A 21143-nucleotide genomic window follows, 5' to 3' on the forward strand; every position below is an offset into this window, starting at 1 on the left:
TTATTCTTATTTAATATCTTATACATGTGCTGTTCACAGTCACCTTTTATACTGTATAGCATAGAGGAGGTGTTTCCATGAAAGAGGACACATATGGTAAAACTCCCCGGTTGTCCACACTGGACCGCGACACATTACAGAAAACGCTGAAGAAACGCCAGACCACACAGAACATAGCTTCCGTTCCGAAAAAATCCTATGATGAGGAAGCGAATATTGCCAGACTGAATTCAGCATATGATTCTATGATGTTCGTACCGGTACAAATCAATCTGGGATAATACACATTGGGGGAATTGATCAGTTTATCGCAAGGAGCTGCCGCACCAAAATAATCAGTGCGCAGCTCCTTTTTATGTCCATAATATTAAGAAACTGCCCTCATGCCAGTAAAAAGAGGGTGGATCAGCACACACCAACCTCAGCCAGAAGGAGCTTCAGCAAAGAGGCGGCAGAAAAAACGGAGGAGGCTATAGCCGTAAGGCATGGAGCCTCCGGAATTTTATCTGCCGCCTCTTCGCGACTCCCCTCTTAATCAGCCCTGCCTTTTCTGCTCCTCTTCCTGCTGCTTTCTGAGCTGTTCTTTTCTCATACGCTTCTGCTCTTTAAAATGAAAAGCCTGTTCTGTCAGCCTGGAAAGGGTAAAAGCAAGCCATAGGATCACCGCCACCATCACCAGAACCAATCCTGTGAGGAACGGAGACCCGTTGGCTGTCAGCGCTACAGTGACCACCAGAATCATCAGGCAGAATTCCACCATGGTGACAACGGTGCGCAGCCTCTGATAATACTTATCCCGCACTGCTGTATCAGCGTGTATTTCAAACTCCCTGGAATCCTTCGTGCGCTCCAGTATCAGCAGCTCCGGAAGCTTCAGATCCGGCACAATCACCACCTGGCTCTCTCCTGACCCAATGGAATGCGCCTTCGCATTTCCAACAGTCCTGTTATTGCTGATGCTTTTGGGAATTGACTTAATCCCCCGGCGCGCGAGATATCTCTGGCGGTCCAGGATTTCTTCCTTTGTCTTTCCTTTGACTACCTCAATGTGGTATTCATACTGTCCCGGATCACAGGTTTCAAATTCATAGGCAGTATAATTCACTGATACCAGGCGCAGCCCTCTCTGCGCCATTTTATTCAGCCATTTTTCCTGCCCGTACACTGCGTCCAGCAGAAACAGCCTGTTGTACTTTTTATTCACTTTCTTCTCCTCCATCCGTTTCATTTATCTCTACCGGCGCTTTTCTGCGCCGAGCAAACAGATCGTAAATACAGGGAACCACATACAGCGTCAGGAATGTGCCGTAAATCAGCCCTCCGATGGTCACCAGCGCCAAAGGCCGGGTCATATCCGCTCCCATACCCTGACTAAATACCATGATAGACAATCCCATGATCGTTGTCAAGGCTGTCATTACAATCGGGCGCAATCTGGTGCGGCCTGCTTCCATAATCGCCTCCCGCCGATCCATGCCGGAATCTCTCAGCTGGTTAATATAGTCCACCAGCACAATGCCATTGTTTACGATAATACCTGCCAGCATTACGAAACCGATCATGGCAATGACGCTCACCTCACTGCCGGTAAAGAAGAGAGCCAGCAGTCCGCCGGTAAAGGCCAGCGGTATGGTAAACATAATGATGAATGGAGACAGCAGAGACTGGAACTGCGCCACCATAATCATGTACATCAGCACTACTGCCAGCACCAGCATCAAAATCAGATCATTCAGAGCACTATTAATGGTTTCACTCTCCCCCTCTATCTGAACAGAAAACCCTTCAGGAACCTCCATCTCTTTCAGCCTGCGTTCCACTTCAGCAGATACCAGGCCGATATTATGGTCATCGTCAATCTCCGCGGAAACTGTTAATGTTCTCTGCTGGCTTTCCCGGTGGATAGAAGACAGGCCCTCCGCCTTTTCCAGCTTCACCACATCCATCAGCTGCACTTCTTCCTTCTGTCCCTGCACAGTGCCGGAAAGCTTCAGCTCCTTCAGCGTATCTAACGATTTTTCTGTGTCCGAATCGCTGCTCACATAAACGCTGTAATCTCTGGCTTCTGTCTGAAGAGTGGTTACGGACTGGGCATCCGCCAGCTCTGCCGCCAGGGCCGCGTAAACCTGAGCTGTTGTCAGTCCTTTTGCCGCAGCTTTTTCCCGGTCCACCACGAACCGGTACTCCGGAGTGGTTTCCTCAATTCCGTCGGATACCTCAACTGTACCTTCTACCTCTGTGACAACAGCCGCAGCCTGTTTTGCCAGCTCCTGCAGTTTGTCAAGGTCTCTCCCCCTGACCACCACAGAAAGGCCGGAACCTCCTAAAGCGCTCATATCCATACTCTCAGAGCTTATTTTTACTTCGCAGTCCAGATCCCTGGTGCGTTCCTCAATCTCTTTTTTTATTTTATCCAGGCCGTCTTTATAATCTTCTTTCATAATCACATACAGGGTGGCTGAGTCAGCCGCACTGCTGCCGCCTGAGGAAGAGCCTCCCATCATTGCCATCATGCCGCCTCCGCCGATCATTGCTCCCACAGAATCTACGCCTTCCACTGCTAGGGCTGCGTCTGATACTGCATCCGCCATCTCCGCGGTATCCGCAAACTCCGAACCTTCGGGCATCTGGATTTTAACAGACATCTGATTGCTCTCCATGGCCGGAATAAACGCCGTGCCGTTTGATAAAGCGCCAAACACACTGGCAATCAAAAGCGCCAGCGTCGCCAGCAGCACCGCGGCCCGGTGCTTTAACGCACAGCCAACGCTCTTTCCATAGGCATTCTGGATTTTCTCCAGCAAGGGATGGGATACTTTTTTGTCCCTGACCAGCATTCCTGCGGACATCATCGGCACCAGGGTCAGGGCAACAATCAGGCTGGCCAGCAAAGAATATCCGATGGTCAGAGCCATATCCACAAACAGCTGCCTGGTAATTCCCTCCACAAAAACAATTGGCAAAAATACTGCTACAGTAGTCAGTGTGGACGCCATGATTGCAGACGCCACTCCTTTGGCCCCACGCACAGCAGCCTCTTTTGCCGGCACTCCCAGGGACCGCAGCCTGTATATGTTCTCTATGACCACGATGGAATTATCCACCAGCATGCCCACACCCAGCGCCAGGCCGGACAGTGAAATGATGTTCAGGGTAACCCCGGAAAAATACATCATCACAATCGCGAACAAAATACTGATGGGGATGGAACATGCAATGATCACCGTGGGCTTCAGATCTTTCAGGAAAAAAAGCAGGACAAAAATGGCCAGCAAACCGCCGATCAGCATATTCTGCAGGACAGAATCCACCACCATATCAATATAAATGCCCTGGTCCATCAGGATGGTAAAATGCAGCCCCTCTTCCGTCTTCTCCAGCTGCTCAAATCGCTCCTGGATCGCGTCTGACACTTCTGCAGTGGAGTATCCTGTCTGCTTCTGCATGGTCAGGATCAGCCCGTCATTTCCATTCAGCTTTGCATAGACTTGGTCGGAATTATCCACTACAGATACATCGGCCACGTCTCCCAGGCAGATCGGTTCCATTCCCTCCACACCGAGGTCAAACAAAACCATCTGTTCCATCTCCTCAGTGGACCCCAGTTTGTCTCCTACCCGTACCAGGTAATCCACTCCTTCTGCGGAAATATATCCGGCCGGCATGGAAAAGTTCTGAGCTGTCAGCATTTTTCCAATCATATCAATAGTAATGATCTGATTCAGGTCAGCCGCGTCATACGCCGCCTGCTGCTGGGCGTCAAAATTGGCGGTCTGCTCTTCCAGCACCTTCTGTCCTTCCGCCAGGGCTTCCTTTCCCTGCTCCAGCTGCTGCTCCGCCTCTGCTTTTTTCTGGTTAAGGACTGCCAGCTGTTCTGAAATAGTGCCTCTGCCTTCTTTCAGTTGGGCGCGGCTTTCCTCTATCTTTTGTTTTCCTGTTTCTATCGCCTGCTTCGCCTGGGCCAGAGCTGCTTTTCCTTCTGCCAGCTGTTCCTGTTTCTGCTGCACATAGGCAGACATGTCTTCCAGCGTGCCTGCCGCGGTCATGCCCATAGCTTCCAGAGTATCGCTGATTCCCTTGAGCTGAGCCTCCAGCTTGGCGATCTGCTCCTCCAGCTGCCGGATCAGTTCCGTTTTTTCCTCTTCGGGAAGAGTATTGTTGTTCTTAATCGCCTCCAATTCCGCCCTGGCTTTTTCCAGCTTATCCATCAAGTCCTTCATGCTGCCCGAAGCCCCGTTCAGGATCAGCTGTATCCCCTGCAGCTGTGTTTCCGTACTCTGCAGCTGAGCCTCCTGATATGCCAGCTGCACTTCCTTTGCCAGCAGTTCCGAAAGAGCTTCATTCAATGCAATCTCCCCCTCCAGAGTCTGGGTATTTGCTGAATTCAGCTGGTTCTCCGCATCTGGTATCTGCTGGGTCAGCGCCTGCTGGCCTGCCTCCACCTGCTGCTGGCCTTCTTCTATCTGTCCCTTTGCTTCTTCCAGCTTCTGTCTGGCTTCGCCAAATTTCTCATCCAGCTTCGCCACAATCTGCTGGTTCATTTCATCAATTTTCTCCTGGCGCAGCACCACCTGTACGGACTGTTCCACTCCGCCGGAAGAGCTGGCTGAACCCACGCCCTCCACGCTTTCCACTGCCGGAAGAATATCATTTTCCACTTTAATGCCAAGAGCCGCGGAATCCAGCCCGGCAATCTCCACCGCCGCCGTCATCACAGGAAGCATATCGGGATTAATTTTCATCATGAGAGGCGATCCCACCTCATCCGGCCAATAGCCTGTCACCTGGTCCAGGTTCTCCCTCATTTCGATCAGCACCGTATCCATATTCGCTCCGTCCTCGAATTCACAGATCACCATGGACATATTCTCACTGGATGTCGAATTAAGCGATTTCAGATTGCTGGTAGTCGCGGCCACCTGTTCCACCGGCACAGTAACCGTCTGCTCCACTTCTTCAGGGCTGGCTCCCGGATACGTCGTCACCACCACCAGATACGGAAAATTCATGCTTGGAAGCAGATCTGTGGTCATTCTTGTAAAAGAAATCACTCCCAGCACCAGAACCAGGGCCACAGCCACCACCACTGTATACGGCTTTTTCACACTGAACTTTGATAACATAAATTCCTCCTGTCAGACAGCACTTTTCATAATATCTTTTAGCATATTCCGAAAATATTACCCCGTCAAGCAAAGTAGGCCCGATTTTATATTCTTTTAAGGAAATCTCCTGACCATCATTGACATTTCAAGACCGGTTGCTATAATAAAAATTGCATTGTATCTCCGCGGGAGCGTTCCCGCCAGACAGGGAGAACAGTAGCAAGGAGGATAAAAATGAATCAAACAAGGTCTCAGAAGACCCGCGCCATGGTGCTGGCCGGTATTTTTTCCGCCATCATCCTGGTCATGGCGTTTGTGCCCTATATGGGGTACATCAATCTCGTCGCCATCAAAGCGACTACCATCCACATCCCCGTGATTATCGGGGCCATTCTGCTGGGGCCGAAGTACGGCGCTTTTCTCGGCTTCGTATTCGGACTGACCAGCCTCATCAACAACACCTATAATTTCAGCCTCTCATCCTTTGTATTTTCCCCTTTTGTGGCAAACGGCGGTTTCCAGAGCCTGATCATCTGTTTCGTTCCCCGCATACTGGTTGGTGTTACTGCTGCATATACCTATAAAGGCGTTAACGCTCTGGCGCGTATTTTCGCAAAGGAAGCCGGCTCCGGCAATCCTGAAAAGGGCAAATTCCGGGACTTTATCGCCCTTCCCGCCGCCGGCCTGATCGGTTCTATCACAAACACAATTTTGGTTATGAACCTGATCTATTTCCTGTTCGGCCAGTCCTATGCCGCCGCACAGAACGTGGCCTTTAATACTCTCTATTCCTTTATTCTGGGCATTATTTTTACCAACGGCATTCCTGAAGCCCTGGTGGCCGCCGTTCTCACCACAGTGATCGGAAAAGTGCTCCTGAGTATGAAAAAAAGGCTCTTCTGAGCCCTTTTTCAGCAATTTCTATTTTCCAAAATAATCTGCAATCAGCTTCATTCTTTCAGATTGTTTCACATGGAAGGGACAGCGCTGTTCGCAATGGCCGCATTCGACGCATTCCGAAGCATGTTTTTCCAGCTTCGCATAATGGTCTGCGGCCATGCTGTCGCCTGCCGCGGCAAGATCGTAATATTTATTGATCAGCCCCACATTCAGTCCCATGGGGCAGGGATGGCAGTGATTGCAGTAAACGCATATTCCTTCCGCGTCCCCGGGCGTGAAGGTTCCCAGCACAGAATAATCCCTTTCTTCAGTCCCCGCCTCCAAGAATCCCAGCAGCTCCCGAACGTCCCCGGCATTCCGGATGCCGGGCAGCACTGTCAGCACTCCCGGTTTGTCCAGGGCATATTGAATGCACTGGTATCTGGTCAGCGCCTTTCCAAAAGGCGAGGTCTTTTCGTCCAGCAACTGCCCTCCGGAAAATGGTTTCATGACAGAAATGCCCACATCCTCTGCTTCGCATCTTTTGTACAGCATCATCCGCTCTTTTGCGCTGCCGTTGGCGTACTCTCCATGATGGTAGTCATAGGCCGGATTGATGGAAAACATCAGCTGTTCCACAAGCCCGGCATCCAATACCTCATTGGCCAGAGAAGGGGTATGGGTGGAAAGGCCCAGATGTTTCACCACGCCCTGTTTTTTCATGTCCAGAAGGTATTCCAGCACTCCGTTTTTCTGGTATGCCTGCCAGTCCGAACAGCTGTCAAGGCAATGTATGAAACCATAGTCCACATAATCCGTCTTCAATTCCCAAAGCATCCAGTCAACCTGCTTTTTCACCTTCTCCAATTCAATCGTCCACCCGTATTCGCCAGTCTCATAATTAGCGCCGAAGTGCACCTGATAATACATCTCCCGACGGCATTTTGCGAATGCCCTGCCATAATATCCAAAGGTTTTTGCGCCCGCGGTAGCCAGGTCCGCATAGTTAATCCCGTTGGCATGGGCCAGCTGCAGCGCTTCCACCGCCTCTTTTTCATCCGCTTCGGATATATAGCTGGTACCCAGCCCGATCACGCTGATTTTATCCCCCGTTTTTTTGTTGATTCTGTATTCCATAACAATGCCTCCCTCCAAATGATCTTATCTCAAATATTCCAGAAAAAACTCCGCCATCTTGTCAAAGGGAATTACATCCATTCTGTCATATAAGTCTGTATGCACAGCATCCGGAATTATCATCAGTTCCTTGTTTCCTCCTGTAAGCTGCCGGTATACATCTCTGCTAAAATAACAAGAATGTGCCTTTTCTCCGTGAATCAAAAGAACGGCGCTGCGGATTTCAGAAGCATACTGTAAAATCGGCATATTCAGGAATGATTGGCAACCAGTCACATTCCATCCGCTGTTGGAATTCAAAGATCTTACATGATAGCCTCGGGCTGTCTTATAGTAATCGTAATAATCTTTTACAAAAAATGGCGCGTCCTCCGGCACCGGATCTGCTACACCGCCGCCCAAGGCATAGAAGCCGTTTCTATAATCCAGTGTTCTCTGCGCGCTGATGGCCTTTCTTTTCTCATGACGCATCTCCGCGCTGTCTTCAGAATCAAAATACCCTTTTGCATTCACCCGCGCCATATCGTACATCGTAGCTGCAACAGCGGCCTTGATTCTGGTATCCAAAGCGGCAGCGTTCAGCGCCATGCCTCCCCAGCCGCAGATTCCGATCACGCCGACTCTCCCCGGATCCACCTTTTCCTGCACAGAAAGAAAATCAACAGCAGCCTGAAAATCTTCTGAATTTATATCAGGAGAAGCCATGTACCGGGGCTGGCCCCCGCTTTCACCGGTAAAGGAAGGGTCAAAAGCAATTGTCAAAAATCCCCTCCCCGCCATTGCCTGTGCATACAGGCCGGATGCCTGTTCTTTTACCGCGCCAAAGGGACCGCACACTGCGACAGCCGGAAGTTTTTTATTTGCATTTTTAGGTACATATAGGTCTGCTGCGAGCATGATGCCGTAACGGTTATGAAACGTCACCTTACTGTGATCCACCTTATCACTTTTCGAAAAAGTCTTATCCCACTCTTCTGTTAAAATTAATTTTTCCTGCTCCATGATTTTTCCTCCTGAAAACTGCTGAATATTGTTCTTGAATTGCACATTGACTTTGCAGCCCTTCTGTGATAATTTCATTGTAGGACATAAACCTGACTTCAGGTCAATAGTTATTTGAAAGATTTTAACAAAGGAGGAGTCTGATATGTATACAATAGGACAAGTATCAAAAATGTTCGGTCTGCCCGTCTCTACTCTGCGCTATTATGACAGAGAAGGCCTGTTTCCGGATATGGAGCGCAGTTCCGGCATCCGGAAATTTTCCGAAAAAGAGCTGGAAGCATTGCGGGTTATTGAATGCATGAAAAAATCCGGTACGGAAATTAAGGATATCAAAAAATTCATGGAATGGTGTTCTCAGGGAAGTTCTACCTATCCCCTGAGATATGAATTCTTTTTGCAGCAGAAGAAGTTAATGGAAGCTGAGATTGAGCAGATGCAGAAAACTTTAGACATGATCCGGTTCAAGTGCTGGTATTATGAACAGGCAATCGCCGACGGAAACGAAGACCGCCTGAACCAGATGCTGCCGGATAAACTGCCCCCAAAAATACAGGTTCTGTACAACCACGCCCACCAGGATTAAAACTCTAAGGAGAGAACCCTATGATAAAATTAAGCCAAGAAGCTGAAAAAATAATGATTAAACGTTTTGGAAAAGACACTGTTCTTGCCATGGCAACTGCAGAAAATGGAGTACCGTATGTGCGGTATGTAAATGCTTATTATGAGAATGGCGCATTTTATATCATTACACACGCACATTCTAATAAGATCAAACATATACAAAACAATACCATTGCCGCGATAGCCAGTGAGTGGTTTACCGCACATGGAAAGGGTGTCAACTTAGGTTATTTCGGAAAAGAAGAAAATAAAATGATTGCTGATAAATTGAAAAATGTCTTCGCCGAATGGATTGACAATGGGCATAATGACTTTGATGATAAAAACACCATAATTTTATGTATAGAATTAACAGACGGAATGTTGCTTTCACATGGAACAAAGTATGCGTTTTAGTACAACTTAGAAGAAATCAGAAGGGGTTTTTATGCAGAAGGAAGAAATTATAAAAACAAATAAAACATATTGGAACGAAAATGCGGATTTATGGTTTGGAACAACTGCGCTTCCTACATACGGAGTAAAATTTGTCACAGAGGACGACCTGCATCTATTTGGAGACGTTTCCGACAAAAAAATGCTGGAAATCTGCTGCGGCAGCGGGCATTCCTTAAAATACCATGCGGACAGGAACGCCGCTGAGTTGTGGGGAGTGGAAGCGAGATAATTTTATGCAACAGGAAAATATCAACATACGTAAATGCGTTAGCCAAGGCAGGCTTTGTCATTGAGCAGATGATTGAGCAGACGGACCAAAAAACTATGGAATCTGCTGAAGATAACAGCGATAAAACAAAAAAGGCAAAAATGCTTCCCATATCCGTATGCTTCAAAGCAAGAAAGCTTTGACTCCTGTTAGGGGCAGCAGAGCCAAAATCACCTTCCTGGTTTTTGTCTCTTCCGGTTTCGGCTTCCGGCTCTGCGCCTGTCTGCCTGCGGTTTTTCTCCGCTCCTTTTTTCCCCAGAAAGCTGCCTGGGCCGGATCAGGCAGCGGCTGTCAAATCCGATCAAGTCCTGACGTCCCGCTTTGATCAAAGCTTCCTTCACCAGGTCATACAGTTTGGGATTCCTGTACTGAATCAGCGCCCGCTGCATGGCCTTTTCATGGGGGTTTTTCGGCACGTATACCGGCTCCATGGTCCTGGGGTCAAGTCCGGTGTAATACATACACGTGGAAATTGTGGAGGGCGTAGGATAAAAATCCTGCACCTGTTCCGGCATATAGCCCAGATCCCGGAGATATTCCGCAAGCTCCACCGCCTCTTTCAGCGTGGACCCCGGGTGGGAAGACATCAAGTATGGGACGAGGTACTGCTTCATCCCCAGCTGCTCATTCACCTTCTGATATTTTTTCACAAAAGCCTGATAAACACTGTTCTCCGGCTTTCCCATCCTGGACAGCACTCCCGGCGCCACATGCTCCGGCGCCACTTTCAGCTGGCCGCTGACATGATGCCTGCACAGCTCCCGCAAAAATGTATCGTCCTGGTCCGCCATCACATAGTCAAAACGGATGCCAGAACGGATAAAGACCTTTTTCACCTTTGGCAGGGCCCTCAGCCTGCGCAGCAGCTGCAGATAATCCTGGTGATCCACCAGAAGATTTTTACAGGGTTTGGGAAAAAGGCACTGCCGCCCGGGACATACGCCCTTTTCCATCTGTTTTTTACAGGACGGATGGCGGAAATTGGCGGTGGGGCCTCCCACATCATGGATATAGCCCTTAAAATCTTTATCCTCCGTCATCAGGGCAGCTTCTTCCAGAATTGATTCATGGCTTCTGGTCTGCACAATCCTTCCCTGATGAAAAGTCAGCGCGCAGAAGCTGCAGCCGCCGAAGCACCCCCTGTTGCTCACCAGGCTGAACTTCACTTCCCGGATCGCCGGAATCCCCCCCGCTGCCTCATACACAGGATGGTATGTCCTTGCGTAAGGCAGGGCGTAAACATCATCCATTTCTATTTGCGTCAGCGGCCTGGCCGCCGGATTCTGAACCACAAAAAGATGCTTTCCATAAGGTTCAGCCAGGCGTTTTCCTGAAAAGGGGTCCGTATTGCTGTATTGTGTATAAAAGCTTTCCGCAAATTTTCTCTTATCCGCTTTTATTACATCATAAGAAGGAAGCAGCTCGTAATCATATACGTTTTCCAGTGTACTGGCCCTGAAAACTGTCCCGTCAATAAAAGTAATATCTTTTATGTCAATTCCGGCGTCCAGCGCCTCCGCAATCTCTATGATAGACCGCTCTCCCATCCCATAAGAAATCAGATCTGCCTGTGAATCCAGCAGGACAGACCGCTTCAGGCTGTCGGACCAGTAGTCGTAATGAGCAAGCCTGCGCAGGCTTGCCTCAATTCCTCCGATGATCACAGGCACCTGCCCATAAACCCTCCGCAGCAAATTACAATACACTGTCACCGCGTAGTCCGGGCGTTTTCCGGTCACTCCCCCTGGAGTATAAGCGTCAGTCTGCCGCCTTTTTTTAGATACGCTGTAGTGGTTCACCATAGAGTCCATGTTGCCGGAAGAAACCAGAAATCCCAGCCGGGGACGTCCGAATACCTGAACGCTCCTTTCGTCCTTCCAGTCCGGCTGAGGGATAATCCCCACTTTATATCCATGGGCTTCCAGCACACGGCTGATGATGGCCGTGCCAAAAGAGGGATGGTCCACATAGGCATCCCCTGTCACATATGCAAAATCCACCTGTTCCCAGCCTCTGGCTTCCATATCCGCCCGGCTGATCGGTAAAAAGTCCTGATTCATTTTATTCTCTTTTCTTAGCCAGCGCCGCAATCTCCCCAAACCGCCGGACAATCTCCTCGTAATTCTCCGGCCTGTGCGGAAATAGGCAGGCGCTGCAGTCTTTGATTCCGTTTTTCAGATAGCTAAAATCTCCTCCGCAACTGTCGCCCAACGCATACAGCGGACAGTAACAGAAAAGGCAGTTGAAATCTTCGCCTTCCAGGCCCTTATGGCATGGGAAATACTGACAGGCCATGTTGCAGTAATATGAGTAACTGTTTTGCATTTCAGCCTCCTTCTGTCTATTTTACAGCAATATTTGCAATGCTTCAAGCAAATCTTAATCTTTCCAGAAGCTGCCGGGTCAGGTATAATCAGAATAAATATCGTTTGGTAAAATTTTTAGATAAGCGAGGGCTTCTTATGGAAATGACATTCCGCTGGTTTGGCAGCAAATCCGATTCTGTAACACTGAAACAAATCCGGCAGATCCCGGGCGTTACCGGCGTGATTACCACGCTTTATGAAACCGCCCCAGGCGAACTGTGGAGTGCAGAAGCCATTGGGGCTTTAAAAGACGAAGTCACGGCTTCCGGGCTGCACATTTCCGGGATTGAGAGCGTGAATATTCACGATTCCATTAAAATCGGTTCTCCCGACCGGGACATGTATATTGACAATTATATTAAGACCCTTGAACGTCTGGGGCAAGAGGGTATCCGCCTGGTATGCTATAATTTTATGCCTGTCTTTGACTGGACCAGATCCGAACTGGCCAGGGTCCGGCCTGACGGTTCCACTGTCCTGGCATATCGCCAGGAAGATATCGACCGGGCGGACCCATCTGCCATGTTTGACTCTCTCTCCGAAGAATCCAACGGCTTTGTGCTGCCCGGCTGGGAACCGGAACGGATGGCGCGGGTAAAAGAGCTGTTCGCCATGTATGCAGATGTGGATGAAGAAAAGCTGTTCCTCAACCTGAAATACTTTCTGGAAGCCATCATGCCTGTCTGCGATCAATATGACATCAATATGGCCATTCACCCGGACGACCCGGCCTGGAGCGTATTCGGGCTGCCCCGCATCATCACCAGCCTGCCAAACCTGCAGCGGCTGATGAAGATGGTGGATAATCCCCACAACGGAGTCACATTCTGCGCCGGTTCCTACGGAAGCAATCCGGACAACGATCTTCCCGGCATGATCCGCGCGCTGAAAGGCCGCATCCATTTTGCCCATGTGCGCAATCTACGCCACAACTGCCCGGGAGATTTTGAAGAAGCTGCCCATCTCTCTTCAGACGGCAGCTTCGATATGTACGAAATCATGAAAGCGCTATATGAGATCGGTTTTCAGGGGCCTGTGCGCCCGGATCACGGACGGATGATCTGGAATGAGGCTGCAATGCCGGGATACGGCCTGTATGACCGGGCCCTGGGCGCCGCCTATTTAAATGGTCTCTGGGAAGCGATCCTCAAAGCTAATTCCTGAGAATTTTTTCAATCGTGTCCAGCTCTTCTGCAGTAAAAGCAGGAGCGGCGGTTATTTTTATATTTTCCAGAATCTGAGCAGGCCTTGATGCGCCGATCAGCACGCTGGTCACCTCTCCGTCCCGAAGGACCCAGGAAAGCGCCATTTGGGCCATGCTCTGCCCTCTGCCGGCCGCCACTTCATTCAGCGCCCGGATCTGCTCCAAACGCGCCAAAGTAACGTCCCCTTCTTTGAGGAAACGGCCGTCCCGCATGATCCTGCTGTCCGACGGAATCCCATTCAGATATTTGTCCGTCAAAAGCCCCTGCGCCAGGGGGCAAAATGCAATGATGCCCAGTCCGTTGGAAGCAGCCCAGCCCTTCAGGCCGTCCTCTTCAATATTCCGCTCAAACATTGAATACTTGCGCTGATTGATAATAAAAGGGGTCCTCAGTTCCCGCAGTATTTTCACTGCCGACTCCGTCTGCTCCCGGTTATAATTGGAAATTCCCGCATAAAGCGCCTTTCCGCTGCGCACCGCAGCGTCCAGGGCCAGCATGGTTTCCTCCAGAGGCGTTTCCGGGTCGGGCCTGTGATGATAGAAAATATCCACATAATCCAGCCCCATCCGCCGCAGGCTCTGATCCAGGCTGGCGGTCAGGTATTTTCTGGAACCCCAGTTGCCATAAGGGCCATCCCACATTTCATACCCTGCCTTAGTAGAAATCACCAGCTCATCCCTGTAAGGGGCCAGGCTGTCTTTCAGAATCTTCCCGAAGTTTTCCTCAGCGCTCCCCGGTACGGGGCCATAATTATTGGCCAGATCGAAATGCGTAATTCCTGCGTCAAACGCTGTCTCACACATTTCCTTCATATTGTCATAGCAATCCCTGCTTCCAAAATTGTGCCACAGACCCAGAGACACGGCCGGAAGCTTCAGCCCGCTGGCGCCGCACCTGTTATATTTCATGGTTTTATATCTATTTTCATCTGCCTGGTACATTGGCTCAGTCCTTTCTTCTGTTTTCTTCCATCATAAAGGAAACACGGTTTCCATGCAAGCTGTTTCTAAACCATATGCATCTATTTTTCTGCTATAAGAGCAATTTTTATTTGAATGTTAAAAAAGATCAATAAAACTGATTAATTTTATCCCTTTTCTTTCTGGTCAAATCGTGTTAGAATCTATTTTAACATCACTTTAAAGGAGACCACATATGAAAAATTACAATAATTATGAAAAGCTTTATTATATGCCCCCTGAAATTACATATGACTGGGTAAAAAAGGATTCTATTGACCGTGCTCCTGCCTGGTGCAGCGTGGACCTGCGCGACGGCAATCAGGCCCTGATCGAACCCATGAGCCTGGATGAGAAGCTGGAATTCTTTCAGCTTCTGGTGGATATCGGATTTAAGGAAATTGAAGTAGGTTTTCCGGCTGCCTCAGATACAGAATACCGTTTTCTGCGCACCCTGATCGAAAATCATCTGATCCCGGATGATGTTACTGTTCAGGTCCTCACCCAGGCCAGAGAGCATATTATCCGAAAGACCTTCGAGGCTGTAAAAGGCGCACCCCATGCTGTCATTCACCTTTATAACTCCACCTCTGTGGCGCAGCGTGAACAGGTCTTCCGAAAGAGTAAGGAAGAAATTAAAAAAATTGCCACTGACGGAGCTGTTTTGCTCAAAGAGCTGGCAGAGGAAGATGGCGGAAACTTCTCTTTTGAATACAGCCCCGAAAGCTTCCATGGAACAGAAGTGGATTATGCCGTGGATGTCTGCAATGCTGTCCTGGATATATGGAAACCCACAAAAGCGAATAAAGCCATCATCAATATACCCGCCACTGTGGAATGTGCCATGCCCCATGTATTTGCCACCCAGGTGGAATATGTGAGCAAACATCTGAAGTACCGGGATGCAGTGATGCTTTCCCTTCATCCCCACAATGACCGGGGAACCGGCGTGGCTGACGGCGAGCTGGGCGTTCTGGCCGGCGCGGACAGGATCGAAGGCACTCTCTTTGGTAACGGCGAACGCACCGGAAATATGGATATTATCACCATGGCAATGAATATGTTCTCTCACGGCGTGGACCCCGAACTGGATTTCTCCAACATGCCTGAGATCGTTTCCATTTATGAACGGCTCACCGGCATGAAGGTGGGCATGCGCCAGCCTTATGCGGGGGAACTGGTCTTCACAGCATTTTCGGGATCCCATCAGGACGCCATTGCGAAAGGCATGAACTGGAGAGAGGAAAAGAAGTGCAAAACCTGGACCGTGCCATATCTGCCGATTGATCCGGAAGATGTGGGGCGGGAATACGGTTCAGATGTGATCCGCATTAACAGCCAGTCCGGAAAGGGCGGCGTAGCCTATATCCTGAAGCAGAATTTTGGCCTGTCCCTGCCGGAAAAAATGAAGGAGCAGGTAGGTTATACTGTAAAAGGAGTTTCCGACAAGGAACATAAAGAACTGTCTCCCGATTGGGTATACCAGATTTTTTCAGACAAATATATTAACCGCAGCGATATTTTCCAGGTTCCGGAATGCCATTTTAAACAGCAGCCGGATGGAATCCAGGTCTCTGTCACCATTCAGCACGCCGGCAAAAGCCGTGTGATAGTAGGAAACGGAAACGGGCGTCTGGATGCGGTGAGCGTGGCTATCAAAAATTATTTTGGAATCAGCTATGAACTGACTACCTATGAAGAGCACTCTCTGACCACAGGCTCCTCCTCCAAAGCAGTGACTTATGTAGGAATCCTGGGCATGGACCGCCAGTACTGGGGAGTGGGCATTGCAGAAGATATCATCAATTCCTCTATCAACGCCCTGGTATCCGCCGTGAACCAGCTGGAGGCAATGTCCAAGGGTACAGAAGAAAAAAATGAGCGGATTACAGATATATTGAATTACATCCACACGAATTACCTGACTGTATCACTGGATGAGTTATCTCAGAAATACTTCCTCTCCAAACCCTATCTGTCCAAATACATCAAGGATCAGACCGGAAAAACCTTTGGAGACCATGTGAAAGAAATCCGGCTGGAGCAGGCCGCAAAAATTTTGAAAAACGGCAGCATTGCTGTTGAGAATGTGGCTTCGTCGGTGGGATATCAGAACGTAGAGCATTTTAACCGCCAATTTAAAAAAGCTTATGGCCTGACCCCCCTTCAGTACCGCAACCAGAAATGATATTGGACAGGAGCGCATTCATTTGAGGCAAATCACCCCAGGAGGACTTAGAATTTTATTCTCCTGGGGTTTTTATCTGCGCTCCCGAATCATTGCTGCTGCAAAGAAACACAGTGCAGCTGCAGGCCAGGCTCCTGCATGCCCTATTAAAGCCGTCAGGCAGAAGGCTGCCTACTGCGTGTCTGTCTGTTAAATAAAATAAGGCGACAGAGTCTCTCCGCTCTATCGCCAATAATTACTTATACGAACCGCCTATTTAAAATGATCCTCTTTCAGGACCAGACGCCCCTGCTCATCCAGTTTATTGCCAAACAGCCCCCGGAAAAGCCCTCCTCTATGTTCCGCGCGGTCAATCGCCTCATCCATGATCTCCTGAACGTGTTCTTTTTCCTGGCCATCCGGGTTCTGCATGATCTCGTCAATCTTTACATACAGTGCCAGCACAGCAACATCATCCAGCACACATTCCTGCTCGTCCGCATATTGAAGGGCATATTCAGCCAGCTCATCAGCAGTAACTGCATCGCAGTCATATCTGTTGGGGAATCTGGAAGACAGCAGCACGCTGTAATTCATCAGATTGTCAATCTCTTTGGGGGTGTCAATCAGCACCACCATAATATTTATTTCAGGATCATTGACTACCTTTTCCAGTTCCTCTAATATCGAATCCAGAAGCTTTCCTGCATGATCCACAATCAGAACTTTATCCCTCAGTTTATCCAGTACAGCCAGGATTCCCCGCTTATTTAATTTCTCGCCATCAATCCTCGCTACCTTGGAAGGCCTACCAGTTTCTTCTTTGGGCATTGATTTCAGCTTCGCCACCGCCAGATCAAAGCCTGCCTGTTCATCTCTGGCAGTTACCAGAAAGTTCCAGCTCTTCAACTGAGTGCGGGCTCTTTCATAGGTTTTCTCTGCCGCTTCCACTGAACCCGTACTTCTCTCTTTAGGCTCACTTTCAACTGCAGGCACTTTTACTTCATCTGCCGCTTCAGGCTCTGATGCGATTTTTTTCAGCGTACTCCTGATGTTTTCTTCAAAATCATGTAACGTATCGGAATCGTTTCTGTATACCGGTTCTTCCGCTATCCCTGCCCCTTCTACGGTAACCTGAGGTTCTGCTTCAAACCCTTCCAATATGGCGGCCCTTGCTTCTTCCCCAGCCTCCTTAACCCAGGTAGTGCTCTGCTTCAGGCTGGCAGCTCCCAGATCTTCTCTGGAAACAGCCTGGCTGGTTGTTTCAGACTCACTTCTCTGCATTTCTTCATCCAGAGATTTTACGTGGATTTTCTCGCCTGCCCCATCTATAAACTGATGGGTATACGGCTCCAGCTTCACATCCAAAAACGTATGCTCTGTATCTCTGTTCTGCCGATTCTGTGCGGGAGCTGCCACTGTCTCCTCCTTCACTGGTTCTCTTGCTAAAACTGGCGGCTTCGGCATTCTGACCACCGGCTCCTGTTCTTCCTGAACTGTTTCCTGGCGGGCTGGTTCAGCCTTCACCACTTCCAGTTCTCCTACTGTCTTGGCTGTTGCCACTTCCTCCTCGCGTTCTGCCCAGACCCGCACGCTCTCTTCAGCCGCTTCTTCCGCTGCCTGGTTTGCGGGAGCCGCCGGAGCTGCGTCCTCTTTTCTCCCTGTAAACTCAGAAGCCTCCTGAATCTTCCGAAGCTTCTCCGCATATTTTGTCTGATTCTCAGCCTTTTCTTTCTGGCTGGCGGTCAATGGTTCATACACCATCTTCAGCTTCATTGCTTTTTCCACATACTTGCCAAGGCTGAACCATAAAATGATATCATCACACAGTTTCACGCAGTCTTCCCTGCGGCCTGCCTTATGATACAGCTCAGCAAGCTCATAAGACCATCTCTCATCAAAATCCTGAACTCTGTACTCCTCAAGAATTTGGATCAGTTCTTCAACAGGCGCGCCTTTCGCCTTTTCCAACTGATACCGCAGAATGTACTGTCCCAGATCATGAGGCGCAATCTCCTGAAATTCTTCGTAGTAGCTCCTGGCATCCTGAAAATTCCCCGCTTCTATGGCAATTTCCGTCAGCCGATACATAATTCTTCTCCCGATCGGAGCATATTCGTAAGCCTGGAGCAGCAAATCAATAGCAGTATCATATCTGCCGTTCGCCACATAAACCTCAGCAGCGGAAGTCAGAGTCTTCACATCACGCACCTTCCGCCAATCAATGGTGTCGGCCACTTTTATCGCAGAAAAGGTATCCTTTTTGTCCGCCAGCTTTTTCATCTGATCTGTTTTCAGCCTGTATTCATATTTATCCATTGTGTCCACCTCATGCTCGCTCTGCAATTGCGCATATTCCCGCTATTATTGAATATTTCCAGTGTAACACAATCTACATTTAATGTCAAAGATAAACGCAAGAAAAGCCTTGATTCACCATTTTTTTACAATTTTTACCTTATTTTCTTTTCTTCCCGTCAGAATGTGTGAATTTCTATTACTGTTTTATCTCTTTTACATACAATTAGAAAATCTCATTTCAGTAAACCGGGCAGGCTCGCTTCAGCACCTTAAAAAGGCGGCTGGAAATATCTCCAACCGCCTTAGCTTATTGTTTTGTATTCAGTTTTTATTTATATTTTATCTCGGAGCCTGCTTATGTGATTTCCTGCTTTTCAGGTAAGTTCTAAACCCAACGGCCTATCCCTTTCTCTGTACTCTCAACAGTTTCGTTCCTGCGGATCCTCCTCCCGCCCGGATATATACCCTTCCAAAATAGCATTTACTATGCTGCCTTAAAACGATCTTCTTCCCACTGTCGATTTCCTGTCATCACGCTTGTTACAATCGTTGTATTTCAAATTACTTCAACTGATTTGATTGTCAAACAACACATCTGTTACTGCTCTAATCAGTTTCTTTCATTTTACTGCAACTGGTTTTCAGGTATTCCATCCTGCATTTTTCCTGTCCGGATACTTCCTTACGGAATTTGTCCCCTCAGGAGTTCTTTGATGGATTTCTGCTCCTGTCCCTTTCGGGCATCTATGGTTTTTGGGAATTCATCAATATCTGCAGTGCGTACTGCCACTCACATGTCCGACGCATCTGCTCCGAATGCTTATCATCGACTGATTCTCGGCTACTTATCTGCGGCCTCTCATAAGGCCTGCTTCACAGGATACAGCCTTGCACTGCGGATACTGATGTTCCATAGACCCTTCGAATATATCCAGTGGACTCGACCTCCTTTTCTTTTACTGGCCAGATTCGTTTCAGAAGCTTTCTCGTCACCTCTGACGTTTTTCTGTATTCCTTTTGTTCTTTGTTTCTGGTTAAAGAATATCATATTTTTTTTCCTCTGTCAATAGGTTTTTTGAAATATTTTTAATTTTTTCGACGTTTAAACTGTTTTAATTGTTTAAATTTTTATAATTGTTTTAATATTCATGGTTATTATGAAAACAAAACAGTTTTTTAAATATTTTGAATTGCGCTGAATTTAAAAATATTTTTCAAGAACTTCCCCGGCCTTCTCCTGCATTACTGCTCGGAAAAGGCCGGGGACCGTTGTCTTTTATTCTTCTTAATATTTCAGGAACGCGCCAAACGCCGCATATGTATTGTAAACATCCAGCTTGGATGCCAGCTCAAAGGGCGAGTGCATGGACAGAATGGGCACGCCCAGGTCCACTACGTCTATATTGTGGCGGGCCACATACAGAGCCACTGTTCCTCCGCCGCCGGCATCCACTGCGCCCAGTTCTCCGGTCTGCCAATAAACATTTTCTTTATCAAAAATATCTGCCACATAAGAAATAAATTCCGCGCTGGCATCAGAGCTGCCTCCTTTGCCGCGGCTGCCCGTGTACTTGGTCAGCACGCATCCCTTATTCATATAGCAGGAATTTCCAGGTTCATAGACAGATCCAAAAGTGGGATCATACGCCGCGTTCACGTCTGCCGACAGGCACTTGGTATTTCGCAGCATGGTCTTTTCATTTACACCCTGCATCTCTGCCAGATATCCCATAAAGTGGAATACGTAATCTGAGTCCAGACCCGTATTCCCTACAGAACCGATTTCCTCTTTGTCTGTCAGCACACAGATGCTGGTATATGCCGGATTTACACATTCTTTTTCCGCCATCAGCGCGGTATATGCGCACACACGGTCATCCTGACCGTAAGCGCCGATCAGGCTGCGGTCCAGACCCACATCCACTGCCGGATATGCAGGCACAATTTCAATTTCAGCTTTCTGAAAATCCCGTTCTGTTATACCATACTGCTGGTTCAGCAAAGACAGAACCTGAAGCTTAATGCGGCTTTCCTCGTCCTTATCCTGATAGGGCAGAGAGCCTGCCACTACGTTCAGTTCTTCTCCCTTGATGCCTTCTGACAGTTTTCTCTGGGACTGCTCTCCGCCCAGATGGGGCAGCAGGTCGGTTACACAGAATACCGGGTCGCCAGGCTTGTCGCCGATATGGATCTCTACAGTTTCCCCGCCCTTTTTAATTACCACGCCATGCATGGCTAAAGGGATTGCGGCCCACTGGTATTTCCGAATACCGCCGTAATAATGCGTTTTAAACAGGGACAGCTCTCCGCTCTCGTACAGCGGATTGGGCTTCAGATCCAGCCTGGGAGAGTCAATGTGCGCAATGTTCAGCCGCACCCCTTCGTCCACTGGTTTCTGTCCAATTGTGGCGGCTATCAGAGCCTTTCCTCTGTTCACCTGATAAATTTTATCCCCGGCCTGATATTTTTTTTCCGGATCAAAAGGCACATAGCCCGCCTGATTCAGAATTGCCACTGCCGCTTTCACGCATTCTCTTTCTGTTTTACCGGCATCTAAAAATGCCTTATAGCCTTCGCAGAAATCCTGCGCGGCTTCTATCTGTTCCGGTGCGGCGTCCCCGATATTAGGCTGCTTCCAGACCAGGCTGCCGCTCAATTTTTCTTTCTTTTCTTCTGTCATGTGTATTTC

The 21143-nt window shown here is 48.7% G+C and carries 16 protein-coding genes; 7 read left to right on the top strand and 9 right to left on the bottom strand.

Features of this window, described 5'->3' with window-relative positions; all coding sequences use genetic code 11:
• Positions 1-77 precede the first annotated feature (77 nt).
• Positions 78-281, top strand: a complete 204-nt coding sequence (locus tag EV209_RS05290; RefSeq protein WP_130433734.1) for a hypothetical protein — start codon at positions 78-80, stop codon at positions 279-281.
• A gap of 254 nt (positions 282-535) precedes the next feature.
• Here the strand turns inward: EV209_RS05290 and EV209_RS05295 are convergent, their stop codons facing one another.
• Positions 536-1228 (bottom strand): DUF2812 domain-containing protein, encoded by a 693-nt coding sequence (locus EV209_RS05295; RefSeq protein WP_130433736.1) that lies wholly within the window; start codon positions 1226-1228, stop codon positions 536-538.
• On the bottom strand, positions 1197-5123 hold the full coding sequence (locus EV209_RS05300; RefSeq protein ID WP_130433738.1) for an efflux RND transporter permease subunit: 3927 nt from the start codon (positions 5121-5123) through the stop codon (positions 1197-1199). Before EV209_RS05300 ends, EV209_RS05295 begins: the two co-directional genes overlap by 32 nt.
• 216 nt (positions 5124-5339) lie before the next feature.
• Here EV209_RS05300 and EV209_RS05305 point away from each other — a divergent pair, with 216 nt between their 5' ends.
• Positions 5340-6008, top strand: coding sequence for an ECF transporter S component (locus EV209_RS05305; protein WP_130433740.1), 669 nt, complete (start codon positions 5340-5342; stop codon positions 6006-6008).
• Between the two features lie 18 nt (positions 6009-6026).
• On the opposite strand, the gene EV209_RS05310 is transcribed toward EV209_RS05305, so the two are convergent.
• A complete protein-coding gene (locus EV209_RS05310; RefSeq protein WP_130433742.1) occupies positions 6027-7121 on the bottom strand; it encodes an aldo/keto reductase in 1095 nt (364 codons plus the stop codon).
• A 24-nt stretch (positions 7122-7145) separates the two neighbouring features.
• The gene (locus tag EV209_RS05315; RefSeq protein WP_130433744.1) at positions 7146-8123 is read right to left on the bottom strand and encodes an alpha/beta hydrolase; all 978 of its coding nucleotides are present in this window, start codon (positions 8121-8123) and stop codon (positions 7146-7148) included.
• 145 nt (positions 8124-8268) lie between these two features.
• Here EV209_RS05315 and EV209_RS05320 point away from each other — a divergent pair, with 145 nt between their 5' ends.
• From EV209_RS05320 to EV209_RS16620, 3 genes are read left to right on the top strand one after another with little or no spacing between them, the layout of a single operon-like run.
• Positions 8269-8709: a MerR family transcriptional regulator gene (locus EV209_RS05320; RefSeq protein ID WP_130433746.1), complete on the top strand. Its 441-nt coding sequence runs from the start codon at positions 8269-8271 to the stop codon at positions 8707-8709.
• A 20-nt stretch (positions 8710-8729) separates the two neighbouring features.
• Entirely contained in the window at positions 8730-9146 is a 417-nt protein-coding gene (locus tag EV209_RS05325) for a pyridoxamine 5'-phosphate oxidase family protein (RefSeq protein WP_130433748.1), read from the top strand.
• Positions 9147-9177: 31 nt separating this feature from the next.
• Positions 9178-9417, top strand: coding sequence for a hypothetical protein (locus EV209_RS16620; RefSeq protein ID WP_243647499.1), 240 nt, complete (start codon positions 9178-9180; stop codon positions 9415-9417).
• Between the two features lie 209 nt (positions 9418-9626).
• On the opposite strand, the gene EV209_RS05335 is transcribed toward EV209_RS16620, so the two are convergent.
• Entirely contained in the window at positions 9627-11516 is a 1890-nt protein-coding gene (locus EV209_RS05335) for a YgiQ family radical SAM protein (protein ID WP_130433750.1), read from the bottom strand.
• Between the two features lies 1 nt (position 11517).
• Positions 11518-11781, bottom strand: a complete 264-nt coding sequence (locus tag EV209_RS05340; RefSeq protein WP_130433752.1) for a cysteine-rich small domain-containing protein — start codon at positions 11779-11781, stop codon at positions 11518-11520.
• Between the two features lie 137 nt (positions 11782-11918).
• On the opposite strand from EV209_RS05340, the gene uxuA reads away from it, so the two are divergent.
• On the top strand, positions 11919-12986 hold the full coding sequence (gene uxuA / locus EV209_RS05345) for a mannonate dehydratase (protein ID WP_130433754.1): 1068 nt from the start codon (positions 11919-11921) through the stop codon (positions 12984-12986).
• Here uxuA and EV209_RS05350 read toward each other — a convergent pair.
• Positions 12976-13968 (bottom strand): aldo/keto reductase, encoded by a 993-nt coding sequence (locus EV209_RS05350; RefSeq protein WP_130433756.1) that lies wholly within the window; start codon positions 13966-13968, stop codon positions 12976-12978. The two genes, uxuA and EV209_RS05350, sit on opposite strands and share 11 nt — an antisense overlap.
• Positions 13969-14182: 214 nt before the next feature.
• Here EV209_RS05350 and EV209_RS05355 point away from each other — a divergent pair, with 214 nt between their 5' ends.
• A complete protein-coding gene (locus EV209_RS05355; RefSeq protein ID WP_130433758.1) occupies positions 14183-16174 on the top strand; it encodes a 2-isopropylmalate synthase in 1992 nt (663 codons plus the stop codon).
• 252 nt (positions 16175-16426) lie between these two features.
• Here EV209_RS05355 and EV209_RS05360 read toward each other — a convergent pair whose 3' ends face one another.
• Both EV209_RS05360 and EV209_RS05365 read right to left on the bottom strand, forming a co-directional pair.
• Positions 16427-18472: a tetratricopeptide repeat protein gene (locus tag EV209_RS05360; RefSeq protein WP_130433760.1), complete on the bottom strand. Its 2046-nt coding sequence runs from the start codon at positions 18470-18472 to the stop codon at positions 16427-16429.
• Positions 18473-19739: 1267 nt separating this feature from the next.
• Positions 19740-21134 (bottom strand): aminopeptidase, encoded by a 1395-nt coding sequence (locus EV209_RS05365; protein ID WP_130433762.1) that lies wholly within the window; start codon positions 21132-21134, stop codon positions 19740-19742.
• Between the last annotated feature and the right edge of the window lie 9 nt (positions 21135-21143).

It is taken from the genome of Cuneatibacter caecimuris (genome assembly GCF_004216775.1).
GTDB lineage: Bacteria > Bacillota > Clostridia > Lachnospirales > Lachnospiraceae > Cuneatibacter > Cuneatibacter caecimuris.

Coding starts and splice junctions, on each gene's coding strand:
- EV209_RS05290 (WP_130433734.1), top strand. CDS start 78: ATGAAAGAGGACACATATGGTAAAACTCCCCGGTTGTCCACACTGGAC.
- EV209_RS05295 (WP_130433736.1), bottom strand. CDS start 1,228: ATGAAACGGATGGAGGAGAAGAAAGTGAATAAAAAGTACAACAGGCTG.
- EV209_RS05300 (WP_130433738.1), bottom strand. CDS start 5,123: ATGTTATCAAAGTTCAGTGTGAAAAAGCCGTATACAGTGGTGGTGGCT.
- EV209_RS05305 (WP_130433740.1), top strand. CDS start 5,340: ATGAATCAAACAAGGTCTCAGAAGACCCGCGCCATGGTGCTGGCCGGT.
- EV209_RS05310 (WP_130433742.1), bottom strand. CDS start 7,121: ATGGAATACAGAATCAACAAAAAAACGGGGGATAAAATCAGCGTGATC.
- EV209_RS05315 (WP_130433744.1), bottom strand. CDS start 8,123: ATGGAGCAGGAAAAATTAATTTTAACAGAAGAGTGGGATAAGACTTTT.
- EV209_RS05320 (WP_130433746.1), top strand. CDS start 8,269: ATGTATACAATAGGACAAGTATCAAAAATGTTCGGTCTGCCCGTCTCT.
- EV209_RS05325 (WP_130433748.1), top strand. CDS start 8,730: ATGATAAAATTAAGCCAAGAAGCTGAAAAAATAATGATTAAACGTTTT.
- EV209_RS16620 (WP_243647499.1), top strand. CDS start 9,178: ATGCAGAAGGAAGAAATTATAAAAACAAATAAAACATATTGGAACGAA.
- EV209_RS05335 (WP_130433750.1), bottom strand. CDS start 11,516: ATGAATCAGGACTTTTTACCGATCAGCCGGGCGGATATGGAAGCCAGA.
- EV209_RS05340 (WP_130433752.1), bottom strand. CDS start 11,781: ATGCAAAACAGTTACTCATATTACTGCAACATGGCCTGTCAGTATTTC.
- uxuA (WP_130433754.1), top strand. CDS start 11,919: ATGGAAATGACATTCCGCTGGTTTGGCAGCAAATCCGATTCTGTAACA.
- EV209_RS05350 (WP_130433756.1), bottom strand. CDS start 13,968: ATGTACCAGGCAGATGAAAATAGATATAAAACCATGAAATATAACAGG.
- EV209_RS05355 (WP_130433758.1), top strand. CDS start 14,183: ATGAAAAATTACAATAATTATGAAAAGCTTTATTATATGCCCCCTGAA.
- EV209_RS05360 (WP_130433760.1), bottom strand. CDS start 18,472: ATGGATAAATATGAATACAGGCTGAAAACAGATCAGATGAAAAAGCTG.
- EV209_RS05365 (WP_130433762.1), bottom strand. CDS start 21,134: ATGACAGAAGAAAAGAAAGAAAAATTGAGCGGCAGCCTGGTCTGGAAG.